Source organism: Pedobacter sp. AK013 (assembly GCF_014205835.1).
Classification (GTDB): domain Bacteria; phylum Bacteroidota; class Bacteroidia; order Sphingobacteriales; family Sphingobacteriaceae; genus Pedobacter.
The window spans coordinates 224,804-250,613 of record NZ_JACHCQ010000001.1 but is presented as its reverse complement, the minus strand read 5'-3'; the positions used below and the strand labels follow the sequence as shown (position 1 = coordinate 250,613).

The window sequence follows — 25,810 nt, the reverse complement described above, 5'->3', positions numbered from 1 at the left end:
ACCCCCGGCTTTATTTTATCTTCAAATCTCCCTAATCTGATACTCTTCTATCTTCCTGTAGAGTGTGGTTAAACCAATTCCCAATAACCTCGAAGTTTCAGTTTTGTTCCCTTTGGTATGAATAAGTACCTTTTGTATGTGCTGTTTTTCTATTTGTTGCAGATTATAATCGTTTTCTATTGGTGTAAACTCAAAAAACTCGGGTGGGAGGGCAGTAGCACTTAGTACATCGCCGTCTGCTAAAATAACCAAACGCTCGATTACGTTTTTTAACTCACGGATATTTCCTTTCCAATTGTGACCGCTCAATATAGATAAGATTTTATCATCTATTTTTGGTGTTGATCGATTTACCTTATTGGCAAATTCTTTCAGGTAGTATTTAGCCAGTGCAGGGATGTCGGCTTTACGTTCACGGAGCGGAGGTAAGGTGATGGTAAAAACTGAAAGCCTGTAATAGAGATCGGATCGGAATTTTCCTGATAATGCATCAGCTTTTAAATCTTTATTGGTGGCGGCTAAAATCCGAACGTTTACTTGTTGTGTTTGGGTATCACCCACTTTGATAAAGGTTTGGCTTTCGAGTACACGCAATAATTTTGCCTGCAAATCGAGGTTCATCTCACCAATTTCATCCAGTAATAATGTGCCACCGTTGGCTTCTTCCAACAATCCTTTTTTGTCTTTATTGGCACCTGTAAAAGCCCCAGCTTTGTATCCAAATAATTCGCTTTCCAATAAATCTGGGCTAAAACCACTACAGTTTAAGGCAACAAAAGGTTTTGCAGCTCTCGGGCTTTCGTAATGGATAGATTGAGCGAAAACTTCCTTTCCTGTTCCTGTTTCGCCCAATAACAAAACGGTAGTGTCGGTTGCGCTCACTTTTTTAGCCAGATCGATCGCTTCCATCAACGATTTTGACTGACCAATAATAGTTTCGAAGCTATGTTTTTTAGCGATTTTGTTTTCCAGGTCAGAAACCCTGCGCTGCAAATTTGACTTATCCATTGCCTTATACAAAAGCGGAATAATCTTCTCGTTATCATCGCCCTTTACGAGATAATCAAATGCCCCGTTCTTAATAGCCAAAACACCATCAGAAATGGTACCGTAAGCAGTAAGGTTTATAATTTCTATATAAGATTTTATCGCTTTAATATCTTTAACCAGCGCAACGCCACTCACATCAGGCAATTTTACATCACTGATAACAATACTCACATCATTGTTCTTAAGTAATTTAAGGCCTTCTTTACCAGTACCTGCCTGTAAGGTTTTAAAACCTTCGAGTTCTATAATTCTGGAAAGTAAACTGCTGATTTTCTTTTCATCATCGATGATGAGGACCATCCCATTCATAGGTAAAAATTATGCTGCAATATTAACAATAAATATACCGAATAATGAACGATTGTGATAATTCGGTCCTTTCGGCTTTAGCTCGAAATCCAACCAATCAAGCAGGAGACAAAAATAACTTTTCAATATGGAAAGAAGCCTTTCAAAATGGTATGATTTTGTTCATGCTTACTGCAATGGTATTTGTTTTTTTAAATTTTTACACTGATAATCAGTGATTTATTGTTTTGTTCTCTACGCAGGTATTGCTTTTGATGACTGGCAATTATGAAATTTTATTAAAATGAATAATTCAATAATTTTTGTCAGGGTAGCAACCAGCGCAGATGCAAAATATGCAGATGAAATTGTTGCAGAAACACAAAGCTCTGCATTGTTAAGGGGATCAGGAATTGCGAAAAGAACACCGACTTCAGTTGTCGAAAAAATGAATGCCGGGAAAGCCGTTATCGCAGTAACTGCGGCTGGCGAATGGGTGGGTTTTTCTTACTTCGAAAGCTGGCAAAACAACACCTTTATTTCCAATTCAGGATTAATTGTTGCGCCTAAATTTAGAAATGCTGGCGTTGCCAAAAGTATTAAAAACCGGATTTTCAGTCTCTCCCGTCGCTTGTATCCCGAAGCCAAAATATTCAGCATTACCTCTGGCGCAGCCATTATGAAAATGAATACTCAACTGGGATTCGAGCCCGTAACCTTTGCACAAATTACCCAGGATGCTGCCTTTTGGGAAGGTTGCAAAAGCTGTGTTAACTATGCTATCCTCCAAAGCAAAAATAAAAGCAACTGTTTATGCACGGCCATGTTGTTCAGTCCAGAACATATCGATCAAATTATCGCCAGTGCAGAAAATACTCTACAATTGAAACAAAACATAAACCTTAAAAGCATTTAATAAACCGTTATGAATACTGTAGAAAAACAACTAATCAGTCATCCTGATTTAAACCGCTTATACAATGAGGCGATAGAACTTTTGTCTGCTTTAATTGCTATACCATCCATTAGTGGTTCAGAACAGGGCACTGCAGATAAAATAGAATCGCATTTGGCTAAACATGGCATTACTACTATCCGCAAAAATAATAATGTATGGTGCTACAATAAGTATTTCGATCCTGCAAAACCGACTATTCTGCTTAACTCGCACCATGATACTGTAAAACCGAATGAGCAGTATACATTAGATCCTTTCCGCGCCATCATTTATGATGAAAAAATACATGGCTTGGGCAGTAACGATGCGGGTGCTTCATTGGTATCGCTAATCTCTACCTTTATTTATTTTTATGAATCCACTGATCTCGCTTTCAATTTATGTTTGGCAGCTACTGGCGAAGAAGAAAATTCGGGTTTAAACGGCATCAGAAGTATTCTGGATGACCTCAAACCCATTTCTTTTGCAATAGTAGGCGAGCCAACAGGTATGCAAATGGCTATAGCTGAAAAAGGCTCGATGGTAATTGATTGTGTAGCCAAAGGCCGATCAGGACACGCTGCACGTGAAGAAGGCGACAATGCCATTTACAAAGCCATCAAGGATATCGATTGGTTTTCACATTTTCAGTTTCCGATTGAAGATCATTTACCTGCTCCGGTAAAAATGACCGTTACAGAAATAAATGCGGGTTTGCAACACAATATTGTACCGGGCGAATGCCATTTTACGGTCGATATCCGTTTCGATCACAATTATACTCCGCGCGAGATCTTGAATGTGATCATCAACCATACCTTAAGTGGTTTTAACGTTCGCCCTAATGTGCTCCATCCTTCCAATATTGATGTATTACATCCGCTCGTAGTGGCCGGAATAGCGCTTGGCAGAAAAACCTATGTTTCCCCTACCAGTTCCGATCAGGGTTGGCTGACCATGCCTTCTGTAAAAATGGGGCCTGGAGAATCAGCCAGATCGCATACTGCAGATGAGTTTGTATTGATTGAAGAAATTGAAGAAGGAATAACAATCTACATCCATTTGCTCGAATCTGTTTTTAAGATATTGTAAATCGGAGAAACACTATTTTTTGTACCTTTTTCGTTTCGGAGGCATTAAAGTAAAAGCTTTTTGAGCATATTTGAATTTCGCAAAACAAATAGTATGTTCAAAAGATTAACTGCCATATTCACGCTATGTTTACCGGTAATGTTCTGTGCGGCGCAACAAGTTCGCCCCGCAAAATCTTCAGAGATTTACAGAGAACTTAAAACACTGAAACACCTGCCTAAGGTTCTATATTTAGCGGCCCATCCGGATGATGAAAATACTGGTTTACTTTCTTGGCTAATTAACGATCAGAATGTAGAAACAGCTTATTTATCGCTTACCAGGGGAGATGGCGGGCAAAATCTTTTGGGTACAGAACAAGGTGCGGCATTAGGCTTAATCAGAACACACGAACTCCTGGAAGCCCGTAGATTGGACGGTGCACAACAATTTTTCACCAGGGCGATTGATTTCGGTTTCTCTAAGAATACCAGCGATACTTTTAAACAGTGGGATGCCGATAGTATTACAGCCGATGTGGTTTGGGTGATCAGAAAATTCAGACCTGATGTGATTATCTGCCGTTTCCCGCCAACTGCTGCTGCGGGTCATGGGCAACATGCGGCTTCTGCTGTTGTTGCAGAGAAGGCCTTTAAGGCTGCCGCCGATAAAAATATGTTTCCTAATCAGCTTAAATATGTTTCTGTTTGGCAGCCCAAAAGATTGTTATGGAACACCTTTAGGTTTGGTGCTGTTAATACAACAGACGAAAATCAATTAAAGGTTACCGTTGGGCAGTATGATGCCCAGTTGGGAATGGGGTATGGCGAGTTAGCCGGATTAAGCAGGAGCTTGCATAAAAGTCAGGGCGCAGGAACACAATCGGTAGCCGGTGTACGTTCCGAATATTTTACCAATGTTTTAGGAGATCCTGCCAAAAGAACTCTTTTTGATGGATTAAGTGTCAATTGGTCGGATAAAGGTATAGGCGATATTGATGAACTGATTGATATTATATTGCTATCATTTAATTACAATCAACCTGATAAAAGCTTGCATGGACTGCTAATGTTAAGGAAGAAAATTGCAGAATTGCAGGATGTAGCGTTGAGGAAAGATAAACTTGCCGCAATCGATAACATCATTTTAGCTAGTATAGGTTTTATGGGCGAGGTGGTCACCAATCAACCTGAAGCAATTGCTGGCAATAGTTATAATTTCCGTTTAAACTTAATTTCAAGATCTGCTACTCCTGTAACGGTAGAAAGTGTGAATTGGTTAAACCAGACAGATAATTTAAACAGAAAGCTTGCCAACGATTCGTTGATGACCCTTGAACGTAAAATCCAAATTCCTGCAGATGCTGCACCTACTGAGCCTTACTGGTTAGCCAGCCCTGCAAAAGATGCGGCAACATTCAGCGTAGCTAACGATACTTTAATCGGGCTTCCAGAAATGCAATCACCTGTTAATGTGCAATTATCATTAAAAATCGAATCGGAAAAATTTGAGATCAAATTGCCTTTATCGTATAAAAAATTAGATCCTGTTAAAGGTGATGTTGTAGAAACATTGAGGATTATTCCCCCGCTTGATTTAAGTTTTAGCGAACCTGTTTATTTTGCTAAAGAAAAAGAAGCTTTAAATGTTAGTCTTTGCTTAAAGGCAAATAAAAACATTAATTACGGTAAAGTGAGTTTTAAGATCGGTAACCAGGTAGTTAAAACTTTCCAGGGAATTAGCCTTGCCGAGAATACCATTACCGCTAAAGATTTTCTGATCCCGGTTGAAGATCTTGCCAAAATAAAAAGCAGCCAGAATAAACTCGAAGCAGTTTTTTCTTCAGAAGCGAATGAATATTCAAAAGGACAGGTATTAATTCAATATCCTCATTTGCCAACCCTACAGTACTTTGTTCCGGCTACAACGTGGTTAATTAAAGGAGACGTAAAAGTACTGGCAAAAAAAATCGGCTACATTGAAGGGGCTGGCGATTTAATCCCTGAGTTTTTAAGGCAGGCAGGTTTACAGGTTGATGTGCTCACAGAAGCGGATATCTTAAACCCGGCAAAACTGGCAAGTTACGATGCTGTGGTAACCGGGGTAAGGGTAATTAATACCGAAAAAAGAATTAAAAACTGGCAAGCTGCTTTGCGCAGTTATGTAGAAAACGGTGGAACCATTGTAATGCAGTACAATACTACACAGGATATGGCACTTCAGGATTTCGGTGTTTATCCGTTTAGCATTAGTGGTAAAAGGGTAACCGAAGAAAATGCCGAGGTTAAATTTTTGAAACCTGAACATAAGCTGTTAAACTACCCAAATAAAATTACCGCTGAGGATTTTAAAGGCTGGGTGCAGGAGCGTGGTGCCTATTTTCCAGATAAATGGGATGCTAAATACGAACCGCTTTTCGAAATGCACGATACTGATGAAGAACCGCTTCAGGGATCAACACTTTATGCTAAATATGGCAAAGGGAATTTCATTTACACCCCTTTGGCATTTTTCAGGCAGCTGCCTGCCGGAAATGTTGGCGCGGCCAGGTTGTTCTTTAACTTTTTATCAGCTGGGAAGTGATGAAAAATCAATTCAAAAACTGGAATACCTGGTATATTTTGCTCGCTTTGGCGCTACTGTTCCAGATTGTATTTTATTATCTGTTTACTAAGTTCTGGGCATGAGTAATATCGATTGGGCTGTATTGATATTCACCTTGCTTGCTATTGTAGCTTACGGCGTTTTTATTGGCCGCGGGCAAAAAAGCAATGCTTCCTATTTAAAGGCCGATAATAAAATGCCCTGGTACATTGTGTTATTGGGTATTATGGCTACACAGGCGAGTGCCATTACTTTTTTATCAGCGCCCGGTCAGGCTTATACCGATGGTATGCGCTTTGTGCAGTATTACTTTGGTTTGCCGCTGGCGATGATTGTTATTTGCATTACTTTCATCCCAATTTTTCAGCGGTTAAATGTATATACGGCCTTCGAATATTTAGAGAACCGTTTCGATAAAAAAACAAGGGTTTTAACCTCGTTGTTATTTCTGTTCTCGCGGGGATTATCAACCGGTATTAGCATTTATGCGCCAAGTATTATCCTTTCAAGCGTTTTAAACTGGAATATTTATCTAACCAATATCCTTACCGGCGGCATTTTATTGATTTATACTTATGTTGGTGGTGCAAAAGCAATAGCACATACACAAAAACTACAGTTTTTAATTATCCTGGGCACCATGGCCTTTGCCGGATATCTTTTAGTGCAAAATATGCCTAATGGAATAGGATTTAAAGACGCGCTTTACCTGGCCGGGAAATCTGGTAAATTAAATGTAATTACCACCGAATTCGATTGGAAGGATAAATACAACATCTGGAGTGGTTTAATTGGAGGCTTTTTCCTCGCGCTTTCTTATTTCGGCACAGATCAGAGCCAGGTTGGAAGATATATTACTGCGAAAGATAATACCAATGCTAAAATGGGATTACTGTTAAACGGATTGGTTAAAATACCAATGCAGTTTGCTATCCTCTTAATCGGCGCATTATTATTTGCATTCTTCTCTTTAAAACCAGCACCGATTTATTTCAATGAACGCTCCTATCAATATTTAAAAGAAACTCAGCCGCAGCAAGCCGCAGCTTTCGAAAAAGAACACCATGCTTTAGCACAAAAATTTAATCAGCAATCTAAAAATATCCTTGTAGAAAAGGAAAAGCAATCATCATCTCTAAATAACTCCATAGCAGACTTTAGGACTACTCAAAAGCAGGTGAAAGAGCTGCATGGCAGGGTAGAAGAGGCCATCAACAAATCGAATTACAACGCAGAGAAAACCGATACCAATTATATATTTTTATACTTCGTAAAAAATACCCTTCCGGTTGGGATGATCGGTCTGCTTTTTGCCGTTATCTTTTTGGCGAGTTGGGGATCTATTTCAGCTGCATTAAATTCGCTGGCTGCCTGTTCCTTAAAAGATATACACCTCATTTTTGGTAAAAAAGATGTAGATGACGAAACTGAATTAAAATATAGCCGCTGGCATACTTTAGCCTGGGGCATTTTTTCAATAGCTGTTGCCATGTTTGCTACACAGATGGGTTCGCTAATAGAAGCCGTTAATGTACTCGGCTCGCTCTTTTATGGGCCAATTCTGGGTATTTTCCTGGTGGCATTTTATTTTAAAAAGATAAACGGACCTATCGTATTTATTTCGGCCATCTTATCCGAAATTGCCGTTGTCGCTGTGTATGAGTTCGATATTGTTTCATTCCTTTGGCTCAATGTAATCGGAGCAGCAGCAGTAATAATGTTCTCGGTAATTGGTCTCTTATTTTCTAATCCAAAAACAGTAGTTGGCAAATAAACTTTTTACGCGCAGCAGATATTTGCTGCCCGGGTACAAGCCTAAAATTTAATATCTTTATTTCTGACAAGATAGATAGCGCTAAATATGAATGAAACTTGGGTAGATAGGTGGAATGATCGATACAGTACTGGTGAGTTTGCTTATGGCGAACAACCGAATAACTATTTAAAAGAGCAGTTAATGCATCTTGAGGCAGGAACAATACTTTTTCCGGCAGAAGGAGAGGGCCGAAATGCTGTTTTTGCTGCTAAACTCGGTTGGAAGGTTTCGGCCTTTGATATTAGTATTGAAGGAAAAAATAAAGCACTGCAACTCGCGGCAAAAAATAGTGTTAATATTGATTACCAGGTGGGCGAACTCCAGGAGCTGGATTATAAAACCGAACAGTTTGATGCCATTGCCTTAATTTATGCACACTTTCCATCGGCAATTAAGTCAACTTACCACAAAACATTAAGCAATTATTTATGCAAAGACGGTTTGCTTATTTTCGAAGCTTTTAGCAAAAAACACCTTGATTATCTTGCCAAAAACGAAAAAGTTGGTGGACCAAAAGAAATTGATATGTTATTCTCAATCGAAGAAATAAGAGCTGATTTCGGAAATTATGAGATTTTGGTGCTGGAAGAAAAAGAAATTGAACTGAAAGAGGGTTTGTTCCATAATGGACAGGGTTCGGTAATCAGATTTGTTGGAAGAAAAAAATAAAGGTGTTGGCCTATAACCGAGAAATTAATTCCTAACTGTCTATAGAGTTCCGATGGGCTCTACAGATTGCAGAATGGATAAGCGTTTCTGACTTGCTCCTTATTACTGAGTTGTAAACTCAATATCATTCATAAATCCGCAGGGTACTACATCTACGCAATGTACAAGATCTGCACCTACAATACTTTATCGTCATTCCGGTATCAATTTATTTAGGATTATTGTTTTATCGCGCTAAAGCCATAAATTCGTAAAATCAAAAAACAACAAAAACAGATAAATATAATACTATGAAAACGATGATTAAATCTATTACATTGCTATTTACGGCGATTACCATTTCTGTAAGTGCAATGGCACAAGATGCGCAACCTAAGCCAAGCCCTGCGGCTACAGCAACGGGAAAAGTTAAAGGTGCAACCATTACCATCAACTACAGCAGCCCTGCAGTAAAAGGACGTAAAATCTGGGGCGGTTTAGAAGCTTTTGATAAAGTGTGGCGTGCAGGTGCAAATGAGGCTACTACTTTTGAAACCGATAAAGATATTGTAGTTGAAGGTAAAGCTTTGCCAGCTGGTAAATACAGCTTCTTTTTAATCCCTAAAGAAAGCGGAACCTGGACAGCTATCTTTAATAAAGAACCAAAACAGTGGGGTGCTTACAAATACGAAGAAGCTAAAGATGCTTTGCGCGTTGATGTTAAAACCAAAGCGTTAAAAGCTACACAAGAGCGTTTGGTTTACAAAATTACCAAAAGCGGCTTTGCTTTAGAATGGGATAAAATTTCTGTTCCGGTTAATATTAAATAATTAGATAAAATTATTCAGAGCCGTCCCAGCTTAAAAATTGGGACGGTTTTTTTATGCCTTTTTTTGAAAATAACTGTGCAGTAATTTTTGGCTATTTGCAGTTCCGTTTTCTATTATAAGTCTTCACTGCGCTGCGAAGCGTAAAGTGGAAAACGGGCAGAAACTTCTTGTTATGTACAGGTCTTGCGTTCCAAATGATATTTGTTTCAGGATTATGAAATGAGTGGCCTGTGGTGCTTGGAGCTTGGCAGCCCCGCTTTTCGCTTTATCCCGATGAAAAAATCGGGATGTTGGCTGCAATACGGGTTTAAGAACAAGGATTTGTGCTCTCTGCAATGGAAAGTTTTACAAAAAGAACTATATCACACAAGAGAATATTAATGGCGAAGGGGTATTCAAAATCGTGGTGCTGGGTGTTCCAGTTAAAATTTCGGATAGCGAAAACTGGATTTCGAGTCTTGAAAAATAATTATAAAAAAAATTACAAAAAACGGCAAACTTATTCCAGATAACCCTGTTGTTCTAGTATAAATTTCAAGATCATGGCACCTTTAAAATTAAGCGAAGAACAAAATGCAACACTAGGCAACAAGCGCACATTAGAACAAGTTAACGAACAACGTTTAGAACTTCATCCGGAAGCTTATAAGGTGAAAGGCCCATCTCCGGATAAGATGAAGACGGTATCATCCTCTTTAAGAAATTATGCTCACGGCCTGTACGGCTTGTTGTAAAAACGCCTCTAACAAAATCTCCTCTTCAGATTATATAAAGCAGTCAAACTTAAAAAAATGACTGCTTTTTTGTTCAGTAAATGGAATGCGCCTTTATTTCTTAAATCGTCCTCCTGAACTTGTTTCAGGGTCTTAACCAAAGGATACCAAGATCAATTCATTATCAATTTTTTAATTCCAAATCCCTACTTTACCCTTATGAAACAAAGTGCGGGAATATTGCTCTTCAGGAGAAAAAATCGACAGGTAGAATTTTTTCTTGTTCATCCCGGTGGACCGTTTTTTGCAAAAAAAGATCTTGGCTTTTGGACAGTACCGAAAGGAGAATTGAACGAAGGTGAAGAAACTTTAACGGCTGCCATCCGCGAATTTAAGGAGGAAACCGGCGAAAGCTTAACCGGAAATTTCATTGAATTAACACCTGTTGTACAGAAAGGAGGAAAAAAAGTACTGTGTTGGGCAGTGGAGGGAGATCTTGATCCTTCAACCGTTGTTAGTAATACTTTCGAAATAGAATGGCCACCCCGCTCGGGTAAAAAGCAAAGTTTTGCAGAGATAGACAAAGCAGATTGGTTTATTTACAGCGATGCCATTACGTACATTAACGAAAAGCAGATCGCTTTACTTAATGAATTAATATCAAAATTAAGCGGTTAATTCAAACTGTGAAATATTCTTTTCGGCACCGTTAATAATTATCGAAATCTGATGGTCGCCCAAATGAAATTTACGTGTGGTAATCAGTACAAATTTTTGCTTTCTAATGATGTTTATTGTTGCACCTGCAGCATAAATCCTTTCTGAAATTTTATACACTTTTTTGGTATTCTGTCCATTTTGTTTTTTATAATAAATGGCGTATTCCAGTCGCACTTTTTGTTCAGAAGGATTTTCATTAAGAATAGAGAACGAAAACTCCAGGCTTTCGCCAATTTTGATCAGTGGCGTTAAGATCTTGAAATCTTTTAATAAAATTCCTGCATCGTCTAATCCATAATGTTTAAGAATATCGGCATGGCCTTGTTTAAGTAGTGTACGGCAGCCATGTTTAATAATAGCATCTGTTTCGGCCCCCAAACCCGACCAATTTTTAGCTATATTTAAAACAACATGGGGATGATCTTTTGCAATGTCGTTTAAGCTATTGGCAACACTCCGCCTTACATATTCTGACGGATCTGTTTTAAGATTTTCTAGTACCGGTAAAATGGATGTCGGGTCCTTTTTCAGAAAGGGGATGCCCATGGCCCAGGGTAATCGTGGTCGGCTGCCTTCGCTGGCAAGCCTTCTCACTTTATGGTTTTCGTGCAGCGACCATTTTTGCATTTTTAAAATCATCTCATTTCCGTATTTTAAAATAAAAGGACGAACGGCAAATTCGCAGCTTACAAACTGTGTTACAAATTCGAGTGCTTCAACTGAACTTTCGAAATCATCAATGCCATAGGTTTCGATATAATCTGGTAAAAACATATAAGCCAGGCTATCTTCTCCAATGCCCTGAAGCCTTAACTGTGTAATTATTTTTTTGATCAGCACGATTGTTTGAGGATAATCTTCAGTTAAAAAATCGTGTAACACATTCGTGGTGTGTTTCATCCGCTCTTTCAGTTCTTTTAATTCAAATTCGGGTGTGAAAATCTTTTTGATAAATATTTCTTTCTCGAAACCTGGTATGGTAACAGTCAACACATGGGTTAATCTATTGTAAAAAGCAGGTGAATATAAATCTTTAAGCAGGTTGGCCATATGGTTTGATAATTATGGAGTAGGATATTATTTTAATAGGCAACTAAATTACTAAAAAAATTAGTAATTTTTAAGTGGCTCGCTCGAATAGTTATTTTATCGTATCATTTTTACGTTGCGTTTAAGGAATTTCAGCTTTTTCTTTGGCACATTTGTTTATCACAAAAACAACGAAATGAATACAACAAAAATAGGATGGATCGGGTTAGGAAACATGGGAATCCCGATGGCAGAACAACTGATAAAAGCAGGTTATACCGTTATGGTTTACAACAGGAGCAAGGATAAAGAAGTTGCGCTGAAAGAAATGGGCGCATCAATTGCCAAAACACCTAATGAGCTGATTGTAACTACTGATGTTGTAATCATTATGGTATCCGATAATGCCGCAATTGATCAGATTTTTAAAGGAGCAGAGGGACTTTTTAGCGTAGAAACTTCGGGCAAGATCATTATCAATATGAGTACGGTTTCCCCTTCAATTTCAAAAGAAATGGCCATGTTGTGTAAAGAAAGAGAGAATTTTTATTTAGATGCACCAGTTTCAGGAAGTGTGAAGCAGGCAGAAACCGGTCAGTTAGTTATTATGGTTGGAGGAGAAGAATCTGCTTTTAACCAGGTAAAACCTATTCTCGAAAAAATGGGAAAACTTGCCAAACTTGTTGGTGGAAATGGTGCAGGGAACAGTGCAAAGCTGGCCATCAATTCACTTTTGGCCTTATATGCACAAGGTTTGGCCGAAACGGTTCTGTTTGCTAATGAACAAGGGATTGGAACCGATGATTTATTAGAATTGATTAATAATGCAGCCATCGGCAATATTTTTACTAAAATTAAAGGCGATGCCATTATTGCGGATAATTACAAAGCTGCTTTTGCCCTTAAACATATTGTGAAAGATCTGAACCTGGCCAAAGCAGAGGGTATTTCATCGCCCTTGGCTGAAACAACACTGAATACTTTTGCAGATGCAGCTGCAAAATATGGAGAAGAAGATATTATTGCCGTAGTTAAACAGCTTAAGAGATAATTGGGGTTGTTTTTATAAGAACTTCATATCGTTCTGAGCCTGTTGAGGGATAATTAACGACGCTGTAAAGCTTAGGTGTAACACACTCCAATTAATATTCGTGTTTTAGGATTAGGAAATGAGTGGCCTGTGGTGCTTGGAGGTTGGCAGTACCACTTTTCATTCCAAGTCCTCTCCCGATTGAAAAAATCGGGATGCGGGCTTTACCCCATCTATCCGTAGAGTTCTGAAAGACTCTACAGATTTTGAATGGAAAAGCGTCTCCTACTCGTACTTAATTAATTAATAAAAACATTGTACTAAGCTGCACAAAAAGGTAAAACCGAAAACATTAAACTTTTAAGCCCCCAAAAGTACTTCCCAATATAATTGCGAGCACAATTAAGGTAATGATTACATAAAGTTTATCCTTTTCGAGTATAAAAGCAAACAGCGAAAATATAATGCGCATAATCGGGGTAATGATTAAAAGCAATACTCCAAACTGAATAATAGCCATGGACTTAAGGGAAAAAAGCCCTATAAAAATACCGCCGAAAGTGATAAAATCATTTTCTTCACCTTTAAAGATATGGTAATCAGGTCGGCCTTGTGTGCCGTTTTGTATCAAGAAAAGTATGCCGCCCAATAAAACAACCAGGCTAGCAGTGATTACACCAAACCTCAATAGTTTGCCGACGATTTTTTCTACATCGCGGTCTTGTATAAGATGTGTTGAACTGATATTTTTCATTTGTTTTTAACTTAAAATTTGTGGTAGTAACCATTGTAAATCATTTCGAGTGCAACGAAGGTGATGGCGATACAGAAAATAATCCTTAAGATTGAAGGGTTAATCTTGGTCAATAATTTAGCTCCTGTAAATGCTCCGCCCAATACGCCGAGTACGACGGGGAATGCAATCCCAGGATCCATATATCCACGTTGCAGATAAACTACAGCACTAGCTGCTGCGGTAACCCCGATCATAAAATTACTGGTAGTTGTACTTACTTTAAATGGTATTTTCATCGCCGTATCCATGGCCAGTACTTTTAACGCACCAGAGCCGATACCCAACAAGCCCGACATCACACCTGCTACCGTCATAATCGAAAAGCCGGCCCCAACGTTTTTGAGTTTATATTTTACCGTTCCTGTTTGGGTGGGGTAACTGCTATTAAGTTTCAGTATTGCAGATAACCTGCTGCCTTCGGTTAAGGCTTCTTGATTCTTTTTTCTTAAGGTCATTGCTGCAGAAAATAGAAGTACAGTGCCAAAAAGAATGGCAATGGTGTTAGTTGGCGTATATATTGCAATTAATGCACCTATTACTGCGCCAACGGTAGTGGCTATTTCTAAAAACATCCCAAGCCTGATGTTGGTAATGCCCTCTTTAATATAAGCACTTGCCGCACCCGATGAATTGGCAATTGAAGCCAGCAGGGCGGCACCAATGGCATAACGGATATCGACATGGAAAACGAGCGTAAGTAAAGGAATTACGACTACCCCGCCACCGAGTCCGGTTAGAGAGCCCACTAGGCCTGCAAGGTATGCCCCGAGTATTAAGATCAGGGTAAAAGTTAAAATTGACATGATTTTATTTTAATGATTGTTGTTCAATATAGTTGTGATGATTTCGCGGGCAGCATCAGCATTTCTGTTATTTATTGCATCAAATAACGACTGGTGTAAGTGATGGCTCATTGCAAAATGAGCAATGCCAGAAGAGGTACGTTTGGCAAAAAAATCGCGGATAATTACGGTGAAGCTTTCATAAAGATCACTTAATACTCGGTTTCCGGATGCCAGCGCAATGGCCAGATGAAATTCGATATCGGCATTGGCACATGCTGCTCTCGATTCGTTTTTGATGGCGAGTTTTCGTTTTTCAAGCGCTTCACCAATAGCTTTTAAATCAGAATCGCTTCTGTTTTGTGTAGCTAAACGCACAATTTCCTGTTCTAATAATGCCCTAACCTGATTAATTTCTTCAAAACCGGAACTACGTAAACGCTGTTCGATGGGCTCGGTAGGTACAGCATTAACTTTAGTTCCAGAACCTTGCTGAACGGTGAGGATTCCTGATAAGGCTAGCGATTTTATTGCTTCCCTAATGGTAGAGCGGCCAACACCATATAACTCCATTAGTGCAGGCTCTGATGGAATTTTTTCGCCCACTTTAAATTTTTCTTCTTTAATATCCTGGCGGATTTTAATTGATATCTGCTCGAAAAGCTTGTTCTCCTGTTTCATAGTTTTGAATCTACTGTACAAACATATGATGTTTTTTATAAACATCATATGTTTTGTGTCTGATCAATATCATTTTGCTTTGAAATAAGGTCAATCTGGTGCTTACTTCCTGGATAGTTTCAGATCGATAAGGATAATGCTTAATGAATGATGGTATTTTTATTAGATATGCTGTTGAATAGATGTGGTTTATATCCTGCACTATTCAACAGCATTTTTGTGATTGCCTAACGGAAAAATTACGCTTTTCTAATCTTTGATCTTAAAATTTAGTAAGTACACCCATGCTATGTACATTATTTATTTGCAAGTTTTGCTTAGGTATTAAGTTTAAATCAATGTCAAGATAGGAGAGAAGCAGATCAGTAGGGATCAGGTCAAATAGGCCAGGATAAATACGTTTAAATAGCGATATTCTGTTTTCAGTATTCTGCAGTCTAAATAAGATATTTCTATTGTTTAAATCAGCCATGGCAGTTGGGAGAAGATAAGCATTAAATAATGAATCAAGAACCGGGTACCATGAGCAGCCTTCCTCCAGCTCAGTTTGGTCTATCAAAAAAACGATAGTATCCTCTACGGCAAAAAGATTGAAGTTACCGTCTGTTTGTTTAAAACCGTTCGGGATATGTACGCTGCCTTTCATACCCAACCATATATTGGTCTGTTCGGCCTCTCCTTTGGCTAAATAGCCATTAACCAGGCCATCTGCAACAATTATAATGTTACCGTTAGCAGTTGAGCTGTTTGGCCTAAAAAGCGTTTTTCCTTTGCGAATGCTGAGAAAGGCTGTATGTCTGTACATAAAACGAATAGCTGCTCTATCTTTCTTCCGATCTAACAATGGAAGAAATACCTTTAAAAAATATTTGATGTAGCCTACTTCCATGTTAGTTTAATTAAGTTTTGTGGTTAACATATTGATTTGTTTTTTATTAAGTAAATCGCATTTACAAACCGATCATGTTCAAAGGCTCAAATCCTCACCCGAATTAAAAGGGTATAATTTCTTATCAGTTACCAATCATCGGCTCTTTCTTCTTCATAGGTATTAACGGAACTGAAGGTGTTATAGGGATATGACCAGTCGAAAACTATTCACCTACCCGAACATCAGCTTTGGAACATCTCTACACGTCATTAAATAGATTTATGATTTTTGTGCGATGATCGTTTTTGATATTGTGCCAATCTCTATTAAGATCGGCTACAACTAAATTCTGTATTAAAAATTAATTTTCATCTGATTTTGATCAAGACTTATCTTGATCTTACTCATGGCTATAACTAGGTAGCGATGTGAGCAGAAGGATAATTTTCCAAGTGAATATTCCAGATAAGTACGTGCTAATTTTTCATCGTTTTCAAAGCGTTCATATCGATTATAATAATGTTATTGCCGTCTTTTTCAATTAAACCCTCTCTTGTGAAATCCCCAAGCACCCTACTCAGTGTTTCGGTTGCAATACCTATCAAGCATGCCAAATCGTATCTGGGAAGTATAAATCTATTATTCTCTGCCGGCACATGGTTTAGTTTAGCCAGTTCGATAATTGCTTTAGCTACCCGCTTTCTTACAGAGTAATAGGCAATATTCAGCAGCTTTTCATCACGGTTGTTTAAGCCGTGGGCGAGAGCTTTAGCCAAAATACGGAACATGTCTGGGGAGTCTATAATTAAATTCTGGAGATCGGTATAAGGAATGGTCAGTATTTCAACACCATCAATGGCTTCTGCAATTTCCTTGTTTTCAGTACCTAATAATGCACCCTGAAATCCGAAATATTCATGTGGGCCATAGATGCCAGTAATAAGTATGTTGCCGGCTGAATCAGCTACGTAGGTTTTTACCTTTCCTGATAAAATGTAATGTAACCCGAGTGATCGTCTCTCACCCTTGTAATAAAGAACCTGGTTTTTTTTAAAAGATCTGGGCAAACAACCTTCAAATCTTGATCTTAACCAGGATAACTCATCTCCGCTTTTGTTAATATTCTTTAATTGAGTATGCTGTTTTAAAAATAATTCATGTTGAAGCCTTTTTTTTCTGAGTTTTACCTCAACATGGTTAAGCAGCTCGCCATCATCAAAAGGTGCCATGAGGTAGCCATCTGCGCCTAATTCCATCACTCTGCGGGCAAGGTCATAATCCTGATTGTTCAATACCATAATAAAACTGATGCCTGCAGTTTCTATAAATTTATTTACAACACGCAATACCCCAATTCCGTCCATTTCAGCTACATTTACCCCCGAAATAATTATATCTACCGGACTTTTTCTGATAATGTCGATTGCTTCTTTACCGCTATTTGTTGATTTTACATTGTATTTCCCGATTGTTAGTATTTCGGCGATTTTTATCCTTAGATCGAAATCCTCAAGTATAATCAAGATTTTAGATCCCTCCATTTAAATTTTATGTTTAATCCTGAAGGCAGTAGTTTCCTTTAGATTGGTAAAACGGGTGTTAAACCTGGTTTACGGACCTAGTTGTTACGTTATTTAAAGCTTTTCGATAGACTAAATTAAGGTCTTCGAGAGAGGAAGATAGACAATTGAAATAATAGGGGTTAGCAAAAAAAACTTCAGTCGCTGGGTAGAAAGATTATCTTGACGGAAGTGAAGATAATACTGCAGGCTTTGTTAAAAAAATGATACAGTTTTTTAACAAGCATTTTTGAAAAAGGCATTTATTAAAGGTTTTTATAGGGATTAATAGACAAATATCCAATAAAAATCGTTATTATGAAGGATAAACAGGTTGATAATTATCAAATATATTTTTGATTGTAATCAAGATTACAAAAACAACTAATTAAAAAGTCTGTTTAATGCTGAAAATTAATCTAAATAGCCGCTTTTTAATTTGTTTTAGGGAGGATAATACTCCTTTGTTGGGTAGGTGAGTAATAAAAATCAAAAGATGTTGTATTGCCAATAAAGATAATACTATTATCTACCGATGGTTCATTTAAGTTTTTAAGGATGTTTGTATTTTTTTTGTTGCTTAAACAATTCTGCGCTTCCAGATCAATCCTGGCAAGTACAACAAAGGTTGTGATCAGGCAGCAGGTGGTGAATAAATGAAATGACAGGTAGCTGAACTGAAACATCCTAACATGAAAAAGAATAATCCATAACAACAGTGAAAGTAAAAGGGTAATGCCGAATAACACCAATGAGAGTTTTATATCCTGAAAGCTGATGAGGAATGGTAAAAACGTAAATGGCAATACGCCGATCAGAAAGGCAAAATTTCTGGTAAATAACTGGTTGGTTATATCGTAGATCCAGTAGTGAATGATAAAACCTGCGGTAATAATAAATGGTAGAAAGATTAAAAAAATGCATTTTTCCCAATGCGAAAGTCCTCTTTGCGATAATAAGAGGTCGGCAAAGTCATCGAAGTTTAAGATTTCGATATTAAACCTGATAAAAAAATAATATTCACCAAAGAAGGCCAGTAACACGAGGTAAATTACTGTCAATATCAAATATTTGATATAGATGGTATTTATTTTATCTGCCATCTTAATTTTTGTAAGCGATAAAATGTAACCATAAAACGAAAGTATACAACATAGGATAGATTTTGATTCCCAAATTTGCTTAAGCATTACCTTATTTCCATTGATAAAAATTAACGCGATTAATGATTGTTGTCAAAGTATACTCCATTCGAGTATTGTTTTATACTTTTTAGATCTGGTTGGATTAATAAAATTGTCTGATTCTAAAGATGCAATATCTATCTGTCGGAGTTTTAATATTAATTTTTTTTAATTGACTAAAAATCAGTTATTTACTTATTTTATTGAAAAATAGTCAACATAATATTTGTATCGTACGAAAAATATCGTACCTTTAGAATATGAAAAATAATCAAACTGAAAATAATCTGCCTGAACCTACTAAAGCTGAATTAGAAATTCTTCAGGTGTTATGGGAGTTTGGTCCATCTACAGTTCGGTTTGTAAACGATAAATTGAACGAGCAACGCGAGGTGAATTATACCTCAACTTTAAAGCAGATGCAGATCTTAGCCGAGAAAGGAATATTAAAACGTGATGAAAGCCAAATGAAACACATTTATATTCCTGTTGAAGCTGAAGAGAAAACCAAAGTCCAGTTGTTAGATCGTTTTGTAAATACACTATATAAAGGATCTGCTTCGCAGTTAATGATGCAGCTTTTGGGTAACGAGAAAACCTCTAAACAGGAAATAGAAGAGATAAAGCGGCTATTGGATAGCATGGAATAATTAATAATAACAAGATTCTAAAGAACCACAATGATGGAATTTAAGTTAATTAACCTTTTACCCGAAAATTGGCTTCATGCCCTCGGTGCTACTTTATTCCACTCGCTATGGCTTGGGGTAATATTAGCCTTGCTTGCTGGTTTGGTTATGTTTACTACCCGAAAAGCAAGTGCGGCAATGCGATATAACCTGCTTACTATATGTTTAGCGTTGTTTGTTGTGGCAATATTCTTCATCTTTTACAAAGAGCTGCAAAGTCCTATAGGTTCTACAGCTGGCCAGGTGGTGATTAATCTTCCTGGTGGAGCTGCAAATCAGCCCGTAATTACAAACGTACAGCATGATATGTATTCGGGATTGAACAAAATTCTTTCTTTATGGAATGCATATGCTTATCAGATTGTACTGATCTGGTTTTTAATTATATGCGGAAAAAGCATTCAGTTAATGGTAGGTTTAAATGGTGTATATCATTTACGCAAACATAAAACTTATGCTGCAGGTAAAAAATGGGATGAAAAGTTAGCCATGCTGGCCGAAAAATTAGGTTTAAGTCAACCGGTTAAAATCATGCAGTCGGGTATTGCGCAGGCACCAATGGTCGTGGGGCATTTTAAACCCTTAATTCTGGTTCCATTGGGTTTGCTTAGCGGCCTGTCAAATGCTGAGGTTGAGGCGATTCTTTCTCACGAACTGGCCCACATTAAGCGTAAAGATTACCTGGTGAACATATTACAAAGTTTTATCGAAATCGTTTTCTTCTTTAACCCAGCGGTACTTTGGGTATCACAATTAATAAAAACAGAACGCGAACATTGCTGCGATGATTTGGCCATTGCCTGTGTAAGCGATCGCAAAAACTATGTTCAAGCCCTCCTATTCTGCCAGGAGTTTAAGCAGCGTGCACCTGCTTATGCCATGGCAATAACGGGTAAGAAAGGTAGCCTGTTGCATAGGGCAAGCAGGATGTTATTCAACACCAATTCAACTTTAAACAAAATGGAAAAGACAATATTAACTATCGCTCTGGTATCTGTAGTGGTTTGCAGCGCTGCGTTCAAGAGTGTAGGCAATGCAAAAACGGTTACCAGAAAAGAAATATCCACTTCAATACAAGTTTTACAGGATACAGCGAAAAAAACTAAACCTGCTGAAGGGAAGTCTGGCGATCAATTGGAAAAAGAGATCAATTCGAAAATGGATCGTCAATTGAAACAACTAGCAGAAAATAAGAAAATTAAGCACAATGAAACAGCAGAAGATGTAAAAGCGAGAATTGCTGATGAGCAAGCTAGAAAGGATGATGCTGGAAGGGCAGCAGCAGATGAGAGAACGCGGAAAGAAGATGCCAAAGCCCGGATTGAAGACGAAAAACTTAGGCTAGCAGACGAGAAACTGGCTAAAGAAGATGCAAAGTGGGCCAAAGAAGATGCTAAATGGGCAAAAGAAGATGCAAAGTGGGCACAGGATGATAAAGAAGGCAGGGGTAACCGTACACCAAGAGCACCACGTCCGCCCCGCCCACCTAGAGCGCCAAGGGTACCCCGCACGGCATACGCTGTACCGCCAGTGCCACCATTACCTCCAACCCCGTCAACTCCAACTAATCCACCAGTTCCACCTACGCCCCCAGCACCCCCGGCTTATAACCAAAGAACAAGCACCAGAACAGGTGTACAGCGTACCGTTACTTCGAAAACCGTAACCAATGGAGATGGGCATGATTATACCAATGAAATCAATCAGGAATTGATGAAAGACGGCATTATTACGAGCACCAATAAATTGTCGTACAAACTCAATAAAGATGAGCTGATTGTAAATGGTATAAAACAGAATGCAGATGTTCAGAAAAAGTACAAACAACGGTTTTTGAAAAACGATAAGCATTCGCTGATGTATAACTTCCTGATTGAAAACAACAAAAACTAAATTCTAAAAACGCTAATCCAATCAACACCTCATGAAATTTAAGATCATGGCTTTTTTAGTCCTATGGATGAATATGGCCCTTACTTTTGCTCAAGCTCAAACTCCTCAATCCAGAATTTATGGCCGTGTATTGGATGCCGAAGGAAAAAATATAGAATTTGCAACAGTTGCACTCCTTAAAGATTTGGCATTGGTTAAAACAACCTTTACTGAAAATGATGGAATGTTCAGTTTTGATAGGCTCGGTTATGGAAAATATTTGATTAAAATATCGGTAGTTGGATCGCCAATATACCAAACCGATACTTTGGTGCTGACTGCCACTCATGCCGTTATCGCATTGCCAGATATCAAGATCAAAGCTGGAGCAACCAATTTAAAGGAAGTGAATATTTCGGGGCAGAAAGCTTTTGTGGAGCGGAAAATAGACCGTACTATTGTTAATGTTGATGCTTTGATTTCGAATGCAGGCACAACTGCACTGGATGTGCTAAGCAAATCGCCAGGCGTAAATGTAGATCAGAACGGGGCAATTTCACTGAAAGGCAAAAACGGGGTGGCCATTTTTATTGATGATAAACCAACTTATTTGTCGGGTGCCGATCTGGAGAACTACCTGCGCTCGCTGCCTTCCTCTTCGCTTGATCAGATTGAACTGATGACTAATCCGCCCGCCAAATATGATGCTGCAGGAAATGGAGGAGTTATTAACATCAAAACCAAGAAAACCAAAACTGCAGGATTTAATGGTGGGATTAATGTGAGTTTAAACCAAGGTGAATTAAGTCGCTCGAACAACAGTTTTAATTTTAATTACCGTAAGGATAAGATTAACGTTTTTGGTAACCTGAGCTACAACCTCAATAATAGTTTTACCGACCTTGATCTGAACAGGAAATATAAAAATGCTGATGGTAGTACCAAATCCTACTTTAATCAGAATTCTTATTTTCGCAGGCATGGCAACACCTTTAATTTGAAAACAGGGCTCGATTATTATGCATCAGACCGTACAACCTGGGGCGTGGTGCTTACCGGAATGAACCGGATTTCGAAACAGGTAAACAATAATACCAGTAACCTATCTAATGCATCGATGCAGTTAGACTCGGTTATTAGGGCTGAAAATATAGATCAGATCAAATACCAGAATGCCGGTGCAAATTTAAATTACAGGCACAAATTTAAGCAGGCTGGACGGGAATTAACCTTTGATGCAGATTATCTGCTTTACCGGAACAAAACCGATCAAACTTATTACAACTTCAGTTACCTGCCGAGCGGAACATTAAAATATCAGGATATTTTAACAGGTAATTTGCCTTCGAATATAGATATCTACACCGCTAAAGCGGACTATTCACATCCACTGGAAAATAAGTGGAAGCTGGATGCAGGTGTTAAAACGGCTTATACCAAAACCGATAACATTGCCGATTACTTTAATACCGCAAACGGAAAAACCAATGCCGATTATGAAAAGAGTAATCACTTTTTATATAAGGAGAATATCAATGCGGTTTACCTAAACATGAGCAGGGAAGGAAAGCGGTTTTCGCTCCAGGCCGGCCTGAGGTATGAAAACACTGTCTCTAACGGGCATCAATTGGGGAATCTGATTAAACCCGATTCGAGTTTTAAAAGAACCTATAACAGTTTGTTTCCAACGCTTTATTTCTCTTATAAGCTGGATACCGCTGGGAATAACCAACTGGGACTTAATTACGGAAGAAGGATTGATAGGCCATATTATCAGGACCTTAATCCGTTCTTTTCTCCGTTGGATAAGTTTACCTATTATGTTGGTAATCCTTTTTTAAAGCCTTCTTTTACACAAAGTATAGAACTATCGCATATTTTTAAAAATAAGATTACCACCACGTTTAGTTATAGTTGGGTGAGGGACGAAGTGAACGAAACCATCGAAATTTTAAACGGCACCTATTACAGTAGACCTGCAAATGTGGGTAAAACAAGGGTAGCCAATGTTTCGGTAAATGCAGAGATCGATCTTACCAAATGGGCAAAATTAAATGCCTATATGGAGTTTGGTAAAATAGTTTCAAAGACAGATTTTTATACTGGTTTTTTGGTTACCAATGGCAGTTATTTTAGAACAAACCCCAATGTGCAGTTTAAAATCAGTCCGACATGGAATGCAGAAATTAACATGAGCTATCAGAGTAAACTTTCTAATGTTCAGTTTTTACTGGGTTCGGTGCATGAGTTTGGCGCAGCTGTACAGAAAAAACTCTCGGCAAAAAGCACTTTGAAATTAACGGCAAATGATATTTTCAGAAACCGGATATTTAATGGCGTAATTAATAACCTTGCAGCTACAGAAGCCAGCTGGACAAATAAGCAAGATTCGAGAAACTTTGTTTTGAGCTATAGCTATCGTTTTGGAAAGGCATTTTCTTCGCCAGCAAAACACGAATCTTCTGGTGCCGATGCAGAAAAGAGCAGGGTGAAGAATTAAGATTTTATATATTTTCGTCATTGTGAGAAGGAACGCCGAAGCAATCTATACTTATCGCTACTAAGCGGCCGCTTAAGATTGCTTAGTCGGCTGAAAAAGCCTTCTCGCAACAATTCTTGCTCAGTTTATCGTCATCCCGACTGAAAGCGCAGCGAAATGGAGGGATCTATAGCGTTGACTATTTTTTTGAAAGCAGTACCTGTGGTACTTTGGTTCCGCTAGTCCCGTCCTTTGCTTAATCCTGATAGAAGGAATCAGGATAACGCTGTCGGTCGGGTTTATTTTACCCTGGATAGTAGTACTATTTAGGCCTGCCAAACCTGATCGGAGCGGGATGCCAATTCCTTCCAATTGGCAGAAGCGGGAGCGGGACTGTTTTAGCTTAAAAGCTGCTATAATTGCTTTCCAAAAAACAATACAAATGATAGGTCATCATCCTGACTGGAGCAAAGCGTAATGGAGGGATCTTTGAGCTTAATTTAAGTACAATAGGTAGATTTCTCGGCTTCGTTTCACTCCGCTCGAAATGACGGAATCGCTATACAAACTGATTTAATACCAGCACTCCAACAAGCCCCAAAACAGAAACCAAACTTTCCATCATGGTCCAGGTGCTAAAAGTTTCTTTCAGGCTTAGGTTAAAGTATTCTTTAAACATCCAGAAACCTGTATCGTTTACGTGTGAAAACATTAAACTTCCGGCGCCGACTGATAATACCATTAGCTCTGCGGGTGCTCCGGCCCCAATTAAAGGGAGTACCATCCCGGAAGCGGTTAGTGCGGCCACCGTTGCCGATCCCAGTGTTACTCTAAGTGATGCCGTAATTAACCATGCGAGTAATAATGGCGATAAATTTAGACCACCAGTAAGTTGTTTCACCGTTTCGCCCATACCACTATCAATCAAAATCTGTTTAAAGGCACCACCAGCTGCAATTATAAGGATAATCATGGCGATGCTTTTAACCCCTTCGGCACACGATTCCATAGCTTTTGTAATAGAAGTTTTTTGAAGTGCCAGCGCAGTAATAACCGAAATTAAAAGGGCTGCGGTAGGATCGGCTAAAAATATAAACAGCGGTTTACCAACATAATCTATCTTGAAACTGCTCCCAACGGTTCCGGCGATGATTAAGAATACGGGCAACAATGCAGTAATAAAACTCCTTGAAGCAGAGGGAAGGTTTTCTTCTTCACTAATGCTGAAGTTGTGAACCGTTACCGATTGATCTCGTTTGAGGATTAATCGCGGAAAATAGATTCCTGCAATAATCGCAATAGGTATGCTTAATGTTAATCCATAAATTAATGTTTTACCAATATCGGCATGGAAAATACCAGCCAGTGCAACCGGACCAGGATGAGGTGGTAAAAAACCGTGTGTTACCGAAAGGGCTGTGGCCATTGGGATACCAATATATAATTTTGATAGCCCTGTTGTAGCTGAAATGGCAAAAACCAAAGGGATTAAGACCACGAAACCAGCATTGTAGAATAAAGGAATTCCCACCAATAACCCTGTTAACAGCACAGCCCATTGGATGTTCTTTTTACCAAAAGCGCCAATTAAAATGAAAACGATCTTTTTTGCAGATCCACTATCTTCAATCAGTTTACCCATCATCGCGCCGAGCGCCAAAACCATTACCATACTGCCCAATGTGCTGCCTATCCCGTTGCTAATGGAAGTCATCACTTTGGTAGCGGGCATCCCTAATAAAAGCCCTGTAATAATCGCCACAGCAATGAGGGCAATCATGGGGTTAATCTTTTTCAAGATCAGTACAAAAAGCAACAGGATACCGAAAAGCAGGATAAGTAATGACATTTAGCTAGGAATATTAGGTAATGTGATTAAATATAGGTTTTTAATTAACTATTTTTTAACGGTAATGGTTCTACCGGTAACGAGGTTAAATTCGTAAATCCGATATAAGCCATCGTCATTAACTTCTATGCTTTCTACAATGCCCGTTTTGCTGAAGGTATCGGTTACCATATCGCCAATTTTTACATCCTGAAGAATATCGCTTGGCGTATCGCTGTTTAATCTGATCATGATGTAAAAGTATTATAATTTACCAAAAGCTGTATAAACAGTTTTCAGTTGGCAATTAATAGTTTTCAGTTATATGCAAAT

General features: G+C 38.5%; 22 protein-coding genes. 12 read left to right on the top strand and 10 right to left on the bottom strand.

From position 1 onward, the window contains the following. Window positions 1-21 precede the first annotated feature (21 nt). A complete protein-coding gene (locus HDC90_RS01025) occupies window positions 22-1,359 on the bottom strand; it encodes a sigma-54 dependent transcriptional regulator (protein WP_184462959.1) in 1,338 nt (445 codons plus the stop codon). Between the two features lie 283 nt (window positions 1,360-1,642). On the opposite strand from HDC90_RS01025, the gene HDC90_RS01020 reads away from it, so the two are divergent. The 8 genes from HDC90_RS01020 to HDC90_RS00985 all read left to right on the top strand — a co-directional run bounded on the left by HDC90_RS01020 (window position 1,643) and on the right by HDC90_RS00985 (window position 10,635). Further along, the gene (locus HDC90_RS01020; RefSeq protein ID WP_184462957.1) at window positions 1,643-2,254 is read left to right on the top strand and encodes an N-acetyltransferase; all 612 of its coding nucleotides are present in this window, start codon (window positions 1,643-1,645) and stop codon (window positions 2,252-2,254) included. A gap of 9 nt (window positions 2,255-2,263) precedes the next feature. After that, window positions 2,264-3,367, top strand: a complete 1,104-nt coding sequence (locus HDC90_RS01015) for a M20/M25/M40 family metallo-hydrolase (protein WP_184462955.1) — start codon at window positions 2,264-2,266, stop codon at window positions 3,365-3,367. Between the two features lie 93 nt (window positions 3,368-3,460). After that, window positions 3,461-5,929 (top strand): PIG-L family deacetylase, encoded by a 2,469-nt coding sequence (locus HDC90_RS01010; protein WP_184462953.1) that lies wholly within the window; start codon window positions 3,461-3,463, stop codon window positions 5,927-5,929. 100 nt (window positions 5,930-6,029) lie between these two features. Further along, window positions 6,030-7,724, top strand: coding sequence for a sodium:solute symporter (locus HDC90_RS01005; protein ID WP_184462951.1), 1,695 nt, complete (start codon window positions 6,030-6,032; stop codon window positions 7,722-7,724). Window positions 7,725-7,811: 87 nt separating this feature from the next. Next, a complete protein-coding gene (locus HDC90_RS01000; RefSeq protein WP_184462949.1) occupies window positions 7,812-8,435 on the top strand; it encodes a bifunctional 2-polyprenyl-6-hydroxyphenol methylase/3-demethylubiquinol 3-O-methyltransferase UbiG in 624 nt (207 codons plus the stop codon). A 290-nt stretch (window positions 8,436-8,725) separates the two neighbouring features. Beyond that, a complete protein-coding gene (locus HDC90_RS00995) occupies window positions 8,726-9,244 on the top strand; it encodes a DUF2911 domain-containing protein (protein ID WP_184462947.1) in 519 nt (172 codons plus the stop codon). A 542-nt stretch (window positions 9,245-9,786) separates the two neighbouring features. Next, window positions 9,787-9,978 carry a hypothetical protein gene (locus tag HDC90_RS00990; protein ID WP_184462945.1) on the top strand — a complete coding sequence of 64 codons (192 nt, stop codon included), beginning with the start codon at window positions 9,787-9,789 and terminating at the stop codon, window positions 9,976-9,978. A 198-nt stretch (window positions 9,979-10,176) separates the two neighbouring features. Then, complete coding sequence (locus tag HDC90_RS00985) at window positions 10,177-10,635, top strand: NUDIX domain-containing protein (RefSeq protein WP_184462943.1); 459 nt, start codon at window positions 10,177-10,179, stop codon at window positions 10,633-10,635. Here the strand turns inward: HDC90_RS00985 and HDC90_RS00980 are convergent. Further along, on the bottom strand, window positions 10,624-11,727 hold the full coding sequence (locus HDC90_RS00980) for a DNA alkylation repair protein (RefSeq protein ID WP_184462941.1): 1,104 nt from the start codon (window positions 11,725-11,727) through the stop codon (window positions 10,624-10,626). The genes HDC90_RS00985 and HDC90_RS00980 overlap by 12 nt on opposite strands. Window positions 11,728-11,902: 175 nt before the next feature. Here HDC90_RS00980 and HDC90_RS00975 point away from each other — a divergent pair, with 175 nt between their 5' ends. Further along, on the top strand, window positions 11,903-12,757 hold the full coding sequence (locus HDC90_RS00975; protein ID WP_184462939.1) for an NAD(P)-dependent oxidoreductase: 855 nt from the start codon (window positions 11,903-11,905) through the stop codon (window positions 12,755-12,757). A gap of 331 nt (window positions 12,758-13,088) precedes the next feature. Here the strand turns inward: HDC90_RS00975 and HDC90_RS00970 are convergent, their stop codons facing one another. The 6 genes from HDC90_RS00970 to HDC90_RS00945 all read right to left on the bottom strand — a co-directional run bounded on the left by HDC90_RS00970 (window position 13,089) and on the right by HDC90_RS00945 (window position 18,528). Further along, on the bottom strand, window positions 13,089-13,490 hold the full coding sequence (locus HDC90_RS00970; RefSeq protein WP_184462937.1) for a DUF1634 domain-containing protein: 402 nt from the start codon (window positions 13,488-13,490) through the stop codon (window positions 13,089-13,091). 11 nt (window positions 13,491-13,501) lie between these two features. Further along, window positions 13,502-14,335 (bottom strand): sulfite exporter TauE/SafE family protein, encoded by an 834-nt coding sequence (locus tag HDC90_RS00965; protein WP_184462935.1) that lies wholly within the window; start codon window positions 14,333-14,335, stop codon window positions 13,502-13,504. Window positions 14,336-14,344: 9 nt separating this feature from the next. Further along, window positions 14,345-14,995, bottom strand: coding sequence for a FadR/GntR family transcriptional regulator (locus HDC90_RS00960; protein WP_184462933.1), 651 nt, complete (start codon window positions 14,993-14,995; stop codon window positions 14,345-14,347). A gap of 262 nt (window positions 14,996-15,257) precedes the next feature. Further along, on the bottom strand, window positions 15,258-15,884 hold the full coding sequence (locus tag HDC90_RS00955; RefSeq protein WP_184462931.1) for a hypothetical protein: 627 nt from the start codon (window positions 15,882-15,884) through the stop codon (window positions 15,258-15,260). Window positions 15,885-16,342: 458 nt separating this feature from the next. Beyond that, complete coding sequence (locus tag HDC90_RS00950) at window positions 16,343-17,407, bottom strand: response regulator (protein ID WP_184462929.1); 1,065 nt, start codon at window positions 17,405-17,407, stop codon at window positions 16,343-16,345. A 452-nt stretch (window positions 17,408-17,859) separates the two neighbouring features. Further along, entirely contained in the window at window positions 17,860-18,528 is a 669-nt protein-coding gene (locus HDC90_RS00945; RefSeq protein WP_184462927.1) for a hypothetical protein, read from the bottom strand. A 341-nt stretch (window positions 18,529-18,869) separates the two neighbouring features. Between HDC90_RS00945 and HDC90_RS00940 the strand changes: the two genes are divergently transcribed. The 3 genes from HDC90_RS00940 to HDC90_RS00930 are packed head-to-tail and all read left to right on the top strand — an operon-like array spanning window position 18,870 to window position 23,670. Continuing rightward, a complete protein-coding gene (locus HDC90_RS00940) occupies window positions 18,870-19,259 on the top strand; it encodes a BlaI/MecI/CopY family transcriptional regulator (protein ID WP_184462925.1) in 390 nt (129 codons plus the stop codon). A gap of 30 nt (window positions 19,260-19,289) precedes the next feature. Continuing rightward, window positions 19,290-21,191, top strand: coding sequence for a M56 family metallopeptidase (locus HDC90_RS00935; protein WP_184462923.1), 1,902 nt, complete (start codon window positions 19,290-19,292; stop codon window positions 21,189-21,191). A 31-nt stretch (window positions 21,192-21,222) separates the two neighbouring features. After that, a complete protein-coding gene (locus HDC90_RS00930) occupies window positions 21,223-23,670 on the top strand; it encodes an outer membrane beta-barrel family protein (RefSeq protein WP_184462921.1) in 2,448 nt (815 codons plus the stop codon). A 538-nt stretch (window positions 23,671-24,208) separates the two neighbouring features. Here the strand turns inward: HDC90_RS00930 and HDC90_RS00925 are convergent. Then, the gene (locus tag HDC90_RS00925; RefSeq protein WP_184462918.1) at window positions 24,209-25,498 is read right to left on the bottom strand and encodes a gluconate:H+ symporter; all 1,290 of its coding nucleotides are present in this window, start codon (window positions 25,496-25,498) and stop codon (window positions 24,209-24,211) included. A 48-nt stretch (window positions 25,499-25,546) separates the two neighbouring features. Continuing rightward, the gene (locus HDC90_RS00920) at window positions 25,547-25,729 is read right to left on the bottom strand and encodes a hypothetical protein (RefSeq protein ID WP_184462916.1); all 183 of its coding nucleotides are present in this window, start codon (window positions 25,727-25,729) and stop codon (window positions 25,547-25,549) included. Between the last annotated feature and the right edge of the window lie 81 nt (window positions 25,730-25,810).

Excerpts from the sequence above, each read along its gene's own strand:
- HDC90_RS01005 (WP_184462951.1), top strand. The coding sequence starts at position 6,030 with ATGAGTAATATCGATTGGGCTGTATTGATATTCACCTTGCTTGCTATT.
- HDC90_RS00960 (WP_184462933.1), bottom strand. The coding sequence starts at position 14,995 with ATGAAACAGGAGAACAAGCTTTTCGAGCAGATATCAATTAAAATCCGC.
- HDC90_RS00945 (WP_184462927.1), bottom strand. The coding sequence starts at position 18,528 with ATGGCAGATAAAATAAATACCATCTATATCAAATATTTGATATTGACA.
- HDC90_RS01000 (WP_184462949.1), top strand. The coding sequence starts at position 7,812 with ATGAATGAAACTTGGGTAGATAGGTGGAATGATCGATACAGTACTGGT.
- HDC90_RS00950 (WP_184462929.1), bottom strand. The coding sequence starts at position 17,407 with ATGGAGGGATCTAAAATCTTGATTATACTTGAGGATTTCGATCTAAGG.
- HDC90_RS00940 (WP_184462925.1), top strand. The coding sequence starts at position 18,870 with ATGAAAAATAATCAAACTGAAAATAATCTGCCTGAACCTACTAAAGCT.
- HDC90_RS00985 (WP_184462943.1), top strand. The coding sequence starts at position 10,177 with ATGAAACAAAGTGCGGGAATATTGCTCTTCAGGAGAAAAAATCGACAG.
- HDC90_RS00995 (WP_184462947.1), top strand. The coding sequence starts at position 8,726 with ATGAAAACGATGATTAAATCTATTACATTGCTATTTACGGCGATTACC.
- HDC90_RS00980 (WP_184462941.1), bottom strand. The coding sequence starts at position 11,727 with ATGGCCAACCTGCTTAAAGATTTATATTCACCTGCTTTTTACAATAGA.
- HDC90_RS00990 (WP_184462945.1), top strand. The coding sequence starts at position 9,787 with ATGGCACCTTTAAAATTAAGCGAAGAACAAAATGCAACACTAGGCAAC.
- HDC90_RS00965 (WP_184462935.1), bottom strand. The coding sequence starts at position 14,335 with ATGTCAATTTTAACTTTTACCCTGATCTTAATACTCGGGGCATACCTT.
- HDC90_RS00930 (WP_184462921.1), top strand. The coding sequence starts at position 21,223 with ATGAAATTTAAGATCATGGCTTTTTTAGTCCTATGGATGAATATGGCC.
- HDC90_RS01025 (WP_184462959.1), bottom strand. The coding sequence starts at position 1,359 with ATGAATGGGATGGTCCTCATCATCGATGATGAAAAGAAAATCAGCAGT.
- HDC90_RS00925 (WP_184462918.1), bottom strand. The coding sequence starts at position 25,498 with ATGTCATTACTTATCCTGCTTTTCGGTATCCTGTTGCTTTTTGTACTG.
- HDC90_RS00920 (WP_184462916.1), bottom strand. The coding sequence starts at position 25,729 with ATGATCAGATTAAACAGCGATACGCCAAGCGATATTCTTCAGGATGTA.
- HDC90_RS00955 (WP_184462931.1), bottom strand. The coding sequence starts at position 15,884 with ATGGAAGTAGGCTACATCAAATATTTTTTAAAGGTATTTCTTCCATTG.
- HDC90_RS01015 (WP_184462955.1), top strand. The coding sequence starts at position 2,264 with ATGAATACTGTAGAAAAACAACTAATCAGTCATCCTGATTTAAACCGC.
- HDC90_RS01010 (WP_184462953.1), top strand. The coding sequence starts at position 3,461 with ATGTTCAAAAGATTAACTGCCATATTCACGCTATGTTTACCGGTAATG.
- HDC90_RS00975 (WP_184462939.1), top strand. The coding sequence starts at position 11,903 with ATGAATACAACAAAAATAGGATGGATCGGGTTAGGAAACATGGGAATC.
- HDC90_RS00935 (WP_184462923.1), top strand. The coding sequence starts at position 19,290 with ATGATGGAATTTAAGTTAATTAACCTTTTACCCGAAAATTGGCTTCAT.
- HDC90_RS01020 (WP_184462957.1), top strand. The coding sequence starts at position 1,643 with ATGAATAATTCAATAATTTTTGTCAGGGTAGCAACCAGCGCAGATGCA.
- HDC90_RS00970 (WP_184462937.1), bottom strand. The coding sequence starts at position 13,490 with ATGAAAAATATCAGTTCAACACATCTTATACAAGACCGCGATGTAGAA.